The organism is Curvibacter sp. GW821-FHT01G03, assembly GCF_059422285.1.
This window is the reverse complement of the sequence record NZ_JBWKWP010000006.1, coordinates 365,340-373,059: the sequence shown is the minus strand read 5'-3', so window position 1 is coordinate 373,059 and position 7,720 is coordinate 365,340. Positions and strand designations below refer to the sequence as shown.

General features: G+C 65.5%; 7 protein-coding genes. 1 reads left to right on the top strand and 6 read right to left on the bottom strand.

Going from position 1 to position 7,720, the window contains the following annotated elements; all coding sequences use genetic code 11:
- Window positions 1-53: 53 nt before the first annotated feature.
- Both fba and pyk read right to left on the bottom strand, forming a co-directional pair.
- A complete protein-coding gene (gene fba, locus AC07VS_RS11030; protein ID WP_492349928.1) occupies window positions 54-1,118 on the bottom strand; it encodes a class II fructose-bisphosphate aldolase in 1,065 nt (354 codons plus the stop codon).
- 174 nt (window positions 1,119-1,292) lie between these two features.
- Entirely contained in the window at window positions 1,293-2,729 is a 1,437-nt protein-coding gene (gene pyk, locus AC07VS_RS11025; RefSeq protein ID WP_492349927.1) for a pyruvate kinase, read from the bottom strand.
- A 399-nt stretch (window positions 2,730-3,128) separates the two neighbouring features.
- Between pyk and AC07VS_RS11020 the strand changes: the two genes are divergently transcribed.
- Window positions 3,129-4,235: a fatty acid desaturase gene (locus AC07VS_RS11020; protein WP_494750957.1), complete on the top strand. Its 1,107-nt coding sequence runs from the start codon at window positions 3,129-3,131 to the stop codon at window positions 4,233-4,235.
- A gap of 95 nt (window positions 4,236-4,330) precedes the next feature.
- Here the strand turns inward: AC07VS_RS11020 and AC07VS_RS11015 are convergent, their stop codons facing one another.
- The 4 genes from AC07VS_RS11015 to fmt form a co-directional block, all read right to left on the bottom strand.
- A complete protein-coding gene (locus AC07VS_RS11015) occupies window positions 4,331-5,527 on the bottom strand; it encodes a phosphoglycerate kinase (RefSeq protein ID WP_492349925.1) in 1,197 nt (398 codons plus the stop codon).
- A gap of 94 nt (window positions 5,528-5,621) precedes the next feature.
- Window positions 5,622-5,957, bottom strand: coding sequence for an AzlD domain-containing protein (locus AC07VS_RS11010; RefSeq protein ID WP_492349924.1), 336 nt, complete (start codon window positions 5,955-5,957; stop codon window positions 5,622-5,624).
- A 37-nt stretch (window positions 5,958-5,994) separates the two neighbouring features.
- Window positions 5,995-6,732, bottom strand: coding sequence for an AzlC family ABC transporter permease (locus AC07VS_RS11005; protein WP_492349923.1), 738 nt, complete (start codon window positions 6,730-6,732; stop codon window positions 5,995-5,997).
- Between the two features lie 15 nt (window positions 6,733-6,747).
- Window positions 6,748-7,707 (bottom strand): methionyl-tRNA formyltransferase, encoded by a 960-nt coding sequence (gene fmt, locus AC07VS_RS11000; protein ID WP_494750956.1) that lies wholly within the window; start codon window positions 7,705-7,707, stop codon window positions 6,748-6,750.
- Window positions 7,708-7,720: the final 13 nt, after the last annotated feature.

Here is a 7,720-nt window from a genome sequence, read left to right as displayed (position 1 = left end):
GCTGGGCCCCCTTGGGGGGCAGCGACCACACGAAGTGAGGGAGCGTGGGGGCCTCAGTTCACCACCTGGGCCAACTCGCCGGCGGCGTAGCGTGCGGCCATGATCTGCAGGGTCGCGCCCTTGATCTTGGCACCCTGGCCTTCGCAACCGAATTCGAGGTAGCGCTGCTTGCACACCGCCTTGGCGGCTTCGCGGGCCGGCTTGAGCCACTCGCGGGCATCGAACTTGTCGGGGTTCTCGGCCAGGAACTTGCGCACCGCGCCGGTCATGGCCAGGCGGATGTCGGTGTCGATGTTGATCTTGCGCACGCCGAACTTGATGGCTTCCTGGATTTCGGCCACGGGCACGCCGTAGGTTTCCTTCATCTTGCCGCCGTACTGGTTGATCAGGGCCAGCAGTTCCTGGGGCACCGACGACGAACCATGCATCACCAGGTGGGTGTTGGGGATGCGGGCGTGGATTTCCTTGACGCGGCTGATGGCCAGCACATCGCCGGTGGGCGGACGGCTGAATTTGTAGGCGCCGTGGCTGGTGCCGATGGCAATGGCCAGGGCATCGAGCTGGGTTTCCTGGACGAAGCGGGCCGCCTCTTCGGGGTCGGTCAGCATCTGGCTGTGGTCGAGCTTGCCGACGGCACCGATGCCATCTTCTTCGCCCGCCTCGCCGGTTTCCAGTGAGCCCAGGCAGCCGAGTTCGCCTTCCACGGTGACGCCAACCTTGTGGGCCATGGCAACCACCTGACGGGTGACGTCCACGTTGTAGGCGAAGTCGGCCGGGGTCTTGCCGTCTTCACGCAGCGAACCGTCCATCATCACCGAGCCGAAGCCCAGGTCGACGGCGCCAGCACAGATCTTGGGGCTGGTGCCGTGGTCCTGGTGCATCACCAGCGGAATGTGGGGATAGGCTTCGGTGGCGGCCTGGATCAGGTGCTTGATGAAGGGCTCACCGGCGTACTTGCGGGCACCGGCGCTGGCCTGCAGGATGACCGGAGCGCCCACTTCGTCGGCCGCAGCCATCACGGCCTGAACCTGCTCCAGGTTGTTGACGTTGAAGGCTGGAATGCCGTAGCCGTTGGCGGCGGCGTGGTCCAGCAGTTCGCGCATGGAAACGAGAGACATGGTGTAGATCCCTGGGAGGTAATGATGAATCGGTGAACGCGGGCAAGCCCCGGCTTGGTAACCCCGCTGTAACTGCGGAGATTTTAGCCGTATGTCGCCACGCCACGCCATGCCCAGACGGGCTCCCAGGGCCGCTCCCTGGCGCCCTTCCGGGTGCCAGAGGAAGGGTCGCGCTCAGCTGACGCGGCAGATCTTCAGCATGTTGGTGCCGCCGGGTGCCCCCATGGGCTCGCCACAGGTGATGGCGTACACATCACCGCTGCCCACGATGCCGCGCTTCTTGAGGTGGGCTTCGGCCTGAACCAAGGCGGTATCGCGGTCGCCACTGGTGTCCATGAGCAGGGGGCGCACATTGCGGAACAAGGCCATGCGGCGCTGCGTGGCCACCTTGGTGGTGAGGGCGTAGATGGGCACGTGGATGCGGTGACGGCTCATCCACAGGGCGGTCGAGCCACTGTCCGTCATGGCCACGATGGCCTTGGCGCCCAGGTGGTGAGCCGTGAACAGCGCGCCCATGGCGATCGATTGGTCGATGCGATTGAACGATTTGCCCATGAAGTCGGCTTCCAGTTCGACTTCCTCGGCGGCCTCGGCAGCGCTGCAGATCTTGGCCATCTCCTCGACCGTCTCAAGCGGAAATTTGCCGGCGGCGGTCTCGGCCGAAAGCATCACGGCATCGGTGCCGTCGAGCACGGCGTTGGCCACGTCACTGACCTCGGCGCGGGTGGGCACGGGGTTGGTGATCATGCTTTCCATCATCTGGGTGGCGGTGATCACGACCTTGTCGTTGTCGCGGGCCAGGCGGATCATGCGCTTTTGCAGCGCCGGCACCACCGCGTTGCCCACTTCGACAGCCAGGTCGCCGCGCGCCACCATGATGCCGTCGCTGGCGGCCAGGATTTCCTCCAGGCGCGGGATGGCCTCGGCCCGTTCGATCTTGGCGATCAGGCCCGGCTTGTGGCGGTATTCGGCCGCGGCCACGTTGCACAGCTGGCGAGCCATTTCCATGTCGGTGGCGTTCTTGGGAAAGCTCACCGCCACGTAGTCGGCCTGGAAGCTCATCGCGGTGCGGATGTCTTCCATGTCTTTGGCGGTCAGCGCCGGGGCGGTCAGGCCGCCCCCCTGTTTGTTGATGCCCTTGTTGTTGGACAGCTCACCACCGAGCTTGACCACGGTGTGCACCTGCTCGCCGCGCACGGCGGTGACGGTCAGCACGATCAGGCCGTCGTTGAGCAGCAGCACGTCGCCCGCCTTGACGTCGCGCGGCAGCTCCTTGTAGTCCAGCCCAACGCCCTGCAGGTCACCCGGCTCGGCGCGTGAGGCATCCAGCACGAACGGCATGCCCGGCTCAAGCATCACCTTGCCTTCGGCGAACTTGCCGACGCGGATCTTCGGCCCCTGCAGGTCAGCCATGATGGCCACTTCGCGCCCGGCGCGCTGGGCAGCAGCACGCACCAGGGTGGCGCGGTCGATGTGGTCCTGGGCCTTGCCATGGCTGAAATTCAGCCGCACGACATTGACGCCCGCACGGATCATTTTTTCCAGCAGATCGGGATCGCTGGAGGCGGGGCCAAGGGTGGCGACGATTTTGGTGGCGCGGCGGGTGCTCATGCAGTGTCTCCTGTAACTTAGTTTCTATTTTCACACGGATCGAGTTACCAACGCGGTACATGCCATCCGCAATGCCCGCCTAGCGGACACGGACATTCGATCCGGCTTGCATTGTGCGCGGCCCCGGGCTTGGTCTGCGTCAGAACCACGCCCGCCGGGTGCGCGCCAGGGTGCTGCGCGAGCCGTGCGCGCCCGCGGTGTGGCGCACCAGCGCTGCCGGCTGCGCGGATGATTGAAAATCCTGGTTTTGAAGCATTTAGACCGACGGCAATCCCAGGCAGACCAATGGGGCTTTGCCACAGGGCAAATGCATCAGCTTTGAGGCGCGTCAACGGCCTGTCTTGACAAAGCCCTACCATCCGCACCTGCCGCTAAATTCGCAGAATCCTTTAGGCGACCATGAACGTCACTCAGAACTCCCCTCAACCGCTGCCCGCACCGCTGGCTCCGGACCTCCCCCTGCCCCACCGCAAGATCATCCGCTCGTGGCTGATTCCCCTGTCCGAGCGCACCACGCTGTGGGCCATTGTGTTGCTGGCTTTCGATTACGCCGTGCTGGGCGCCTTCCTCAGTGGCGTGGTGCTGCTGGGTTCGGTCTGGCTCAAGCTGCTGTGCGGCCTGGCCGCCGGCTTCATGCTGGGCCGCCTGTTCATCATTGGCCACGACGCCTGTCACCAGAGCCTGACACCGCACCGCCGCCTGAACAAATGGCTGGGCCGCATCGCCTTTTTGCCCTCGATCACGCCCTACAGCCTGTGGGACGTGGGCCACAACGTGGTGCACCATGGCTTCACCAACCTGAAGGGTGTGGATTTCGTCTGGGAACCCAAGACCCAGGCCGAGTTCGAGGCCATGACCCCGGGTCGCCGCTTCATGGAACGCCTGTACCGCAGCGGCTGGGCCCCCGGCCTGTACTACATGATCGAAATCTGGTGGAAGAAGATGTTCTTTCCAGCCAAGTCGAGCATGGGCACCCGTCGCCCGCTGTTCTTGTGGGATTGCGTGGGCGTGTCGGCCTACGGTGTGGTCTGGATCAGCGCCCTGGTGGCCTCGGCCCTGAGCACCGGCCAGTCCATCGCCACCCTGCTGCTGCTGGGCTTTGTGGTGCCGATGATGTTCTGGTTCGCCATGATCGGTTTCGTGGTGTACGTGCACCACACCCATGTGAAGGTGTCCTGGCATGACAACAAGGCTGCCTGGACCCGTGCCCAGCCTTTTGTGTCGACCACCGTGCACCTGACCTTCCCGTTGCAGATCGGCGCCGTGCTGCACCACATCATGGAGCACACCGCCCACCACGTGGACATGAGCATTCCGCTGTACCGCCTGAAGGACGCCCAGAAGATGCTGGAAGACCTGCTGCCAGGCCGCATCATCATCCAGCCTTTCTCGTGGAGCTGGTACTTCAAGACCGCCCGCGCCTGCAAGCTGTATGACTTCACGCGCCGCTGCTGGACCGACTTCAAGGGTCAGGCCACCAGCGTACCGCAACCGATGCCGGCCTGATCACCGCCGACCCGCCCAACAAAAAGCCCCGTCATTGACGGGGCTTTTTTGCATCCGGCCCAGGCCCCTGAGGGGCACAGAATCGGGCCGGGGAATCACTGCTCGCTGGCGCGGCGCGACAGGATCTCGAAGGCCGGCAGGGTCTTGCCTTCCAGCACTTCGAGGAAAGCGCCACCGCCGGTGGAGATGTAGCCCACCTGCTTTTCGATGCCGTACTTGGCAATCGCCGCCAGGGTGTCGCCACCGCCGGCGATGCTGAAAGCACTCGATTCAGCGATGGCCTGGGCGATCACCTTGGTGCCGTTCTCGAAGGCAGGGAACTCGAACACACCCACCGGACCATTCCAGACGATGGTGCCGGCCGCCTTAAGCTGGGTGGCCAGGCGGGCCGCGGTCTCGGGGCCGATGTCCAGGATCAGGTCGTCGTCCTCCACCTCGGTGGCCTTCTTGACGGTGGCCGGGGCGTCGATGGCGAAGGTCTTGGCCACCACCACGTCGGTGGGGATCGGTACCTCGGCGCCGCGCGCCTTCATGGCTGCAATCACGGCCGTGGCTTCGCCCAGCAGGTCTGGCTCGGCCAGACTCTTGCCGATCTTCAGGCCGGCCGCCAGCATGAAGGTGTTGGCAATGCCGCCGCCCACGATCAACTGATCAACGTTCTTGGCCAGACTTTGCAGAATGGTCAGCTTGGTGCTGACCTTGCTGCCAGCCACGATGGCGGCCAGCGGGCGCTTGGGATTGGCCAGGGCCTTGGAGATGGCGTCGATCTCGGCCGCCAGCAGCGGACCGGCACAGGCCACGGGGGCAAACTGGGCGATGCCGTAGGTGGTGCCCTCGGCACGGTGTGCGGTGCCAAAGGCGTCGTGCACAAAGATGTCGCACAGGGCAGCCAGTTTGCGGGCCAGCTCTTCCTTGTTCTTTTTCTCGCCCACGTTCAGGCGGCAGTTTTCAAGCAGGACCACCTGGCCAGGGGCCACGCTCACGCCGTCGACCCAGTTGGAGACCAAAGGCACCTCGCGCCCCAGCAGCTCGCCCAGGCGCTTGGCCACGGGGGCCAGCGAGTCCTCGGGCTTGAACTCACCCTCGGTCGGGCGGCCCAGGTGCGAGGTGACCATCACGGCAGCACCGGCCTGCAGCGCCATCTGGATGCAGGGAACGCTGGCACGGATGCGGGTGTCTTCGGTGATGTGGCCTGCGTCGTCCTGGGGCACGTTCAGGTCGGCTCGGATGAAGACGCGCTTGTCGCGGGCTTGGCCGCTGGCGCACAGGTCGGAAAATCGGATGACGTTCATGGCTTGGCTTTGGTTCTGGACAAAACCCATCCATTCTAGAAGCATGGGCTTCGTCAAACTGACACAACCCAGGCCCAGGGCCGGCCCCGACGCCTCACCAGCCCAGGCCGATGTGCAGCGGCAGGTACACCGCCATGCCCAGCACAATGGTCAGCAGCACGTCCTTCTTCCAGTAATAGGCCGCAGCACCGGCCAGGGCACCATACAGTCGAGCGTCCTGCAACGAAGGGGTGAGATGGCCCTGCACCATCACCACCTCGGGCACCACCACCGCCGCCAGGGCCGCGATGGGTGCGTACTGCAAACCTCGCTGGGCCCAGTGGGGCAGGCTCCAGGGCTTGCTCGACATGAAAAAGAAGCTGCGTGCGATCACGGTCACGCAGGCCAGGCCGATGATGACGGCAACGGTCCAGAGGTCGGTAGTCCCCATCAGGTGCTTTCCATCAGGTGTTTTCAGGCGATGCGATTCAGTGCGGGGCGCCTGCCGCGCGCCGAGGTTCAAAGCGCTCCAGGCTCAGACACAGCAGCACGGCCACCGCAATGGCGGCCACGATGTTGAGCTTGAGTGGCAAGGCATAGGCCAGCACGGCGGCCACACCGGCCACCGCCACCGCCACCGCGCGCAGCCGCGTGCTGGCCAGCGAACACAGGATGCCGATCAGGCACAGGATGCCGGCGAAACCCAGCCCCCATTGCGTGGGGATGAAATTGGCGGCCACCACACCCACCAGGCTGGCCGAGATCCAGCTACCCCAGTTGACCACGCAGTTGCCCGCCAGATAAGCGGTTTGGGCCAGGCGCTCTTCGGCGTTCACCCCGGGCTTGGGGTAATGCCGTGTGAACAGCACATAGGTCAGGTCGGCCGTGAGGTAGCCATGCATCAGGCGCTCCCACAGCGGCAGGTGCATCAGGTAGGGGCGCAAATGCAGGCTGAACACCACAAAACGCAGGTTGACGCAAAAGCCCGTGGCCAGGATCACCCAGGCCGGGGCCCCGGCCACCAGCAAGGGAATGGCCGCCAGTTGCGAGCTGCCGGCAAACACCAGCAAGGTCATGAGCACGGACTCGAAGACGCTCATGCCCGACTTGACCATGGCCACGCCCGTCATCAGTCCCCAGGCGGCAATGCCCGGGGCCTGGGGCCACATCTGGCTCATGCCGGCGGCGAAGGCTGAGTGGCGGTAATGGGCAGGGCGCAGAAACATCGCGTGCGTCCGGCCTCAGGCCACGGTGCCGAGCACGGCATCCACCTGCAAGGGAAAGCCGCGCAGAAAATCAGCCACCGGCAGGCGCTTGCCGCCAGCACGCTGCAACACACTCAGGCGCAGCCGGCCTTGCCCGCACTGCACCAGCACGCCGCCCTCGTCCACCGCCAGGATGCGTCCCGGGGTGTCGCCCGCACCGGGCTCAGGGGTGGCCGCCCAGACCTTGATCGTCTCGGCCCCCAACACCGTCTGGGCACCCGGAAAAGGATCGAAGGCGCGCACCCGGCGGCCAATGACTTCGGCCGACAACGCCCAGTCCATCGCAGCCTCGGCCTTTTCGATCTTGTGCGCGTAGTTCACGCCTTCGGCCGGTTGTGGCACAGGGCGCAGGCCACCACAGGCGGCCAGTTCCAGGGCTTCGACGATCATCCGCCCGCCCAGAGTGGCCAGGCGATCGTGCAAGGTGGCGGTGGTCTCGGTGCCTGAAATGGGCAAGCGCTCCACCAGCAACATGTCGCCCGTGTCCAGCCCGGCATCCATCTGCATGATGGTGACGCCGGTATCGGTGTCACCCGCCTCGATGGCACGGTGGATGGGCGCCGCACCGCGCCAGCGCGGCAGCAGCGAGGCGTGGATGTTCAGGCAGCCCAGGCGGGGCGTGTCCAGCACCCACTGCGGCAGGATCAACCCGTAGGCAGCCACCACCATCACGTCGGCCTGCGCCGCCAGGATGGCCTCGCGCGCCGCGGCGGCCTCATCGGGGTACTTGCCATCGAGCCGCAGGCTGCGCGGTTGTGCCACGGCCACCCCTTGCGCCACGGCCCATTGCTTGACCGGGGAAGGCTGCAGCTTGAGGCCGCGGCCGGCAGGCCGGTCGGGCTGGGTGAGCACCAGCGGGACCTCAAAACCGGCCGCATGCAGCCGCTCCAGCGCCACGCGGGCAAACTCCGGCGTACCGGCAAAAATCACTCTCATGCGTTCAGCCCCG

Bases quoted from the DNA above. Each gene is read 5' to 3' on its own strand.
- pyk (WP_492349927.1), bottom strand. From the start codon at position 2,729: ATGAGCACCCGCCGCGCCACCAAAATCGTCGCCACCCTTGGCCCCGCC.
- AC07VS_RS11005 (WP_492349923.1), bottom strand. From the start codon at position 6,732: ATGTTTCTGCGCCCTGCCCATTACCGCCACTCAGCCTTCGCCGCCGGC.
- AC07VS_RS11020 (WP_494750957.1), top strand. From the start codon at position 3,129: ATGAACGTCACTCAGAACTCCCCTCAACCGCTGCCCGCACCGCTGGCT.
- fba (WP_492349928.1), bottom strand. From the start codon at position 1,118: ATGTCTCTCGTTTCCATGCGCGAACTGCTGGACCACGCCGCCGCCAAC.
- AC07VS_RS11015 (WP_492349925.1), bottom strand. From the start codon at position 5,527: ATGAACGTCATCCGATTTTCCGACCTGTGCGCCAGCGGCCAAGCCCGC.
- fmt (WP_494750956.1), bottom strand. From the start codon at position 7,707: ATGAGAGTGATTTTTGCCGGTACGCCGGAGTTTGCCCGCGTGGCGCTG.
- AC07VS_RS11010 (WP_492349924.1), bottom strand. From the start codon at position 5,957: ATGGGGACTACCGACCTCTGGACCGTTGCCGTCATCATCGGCCTGGCC.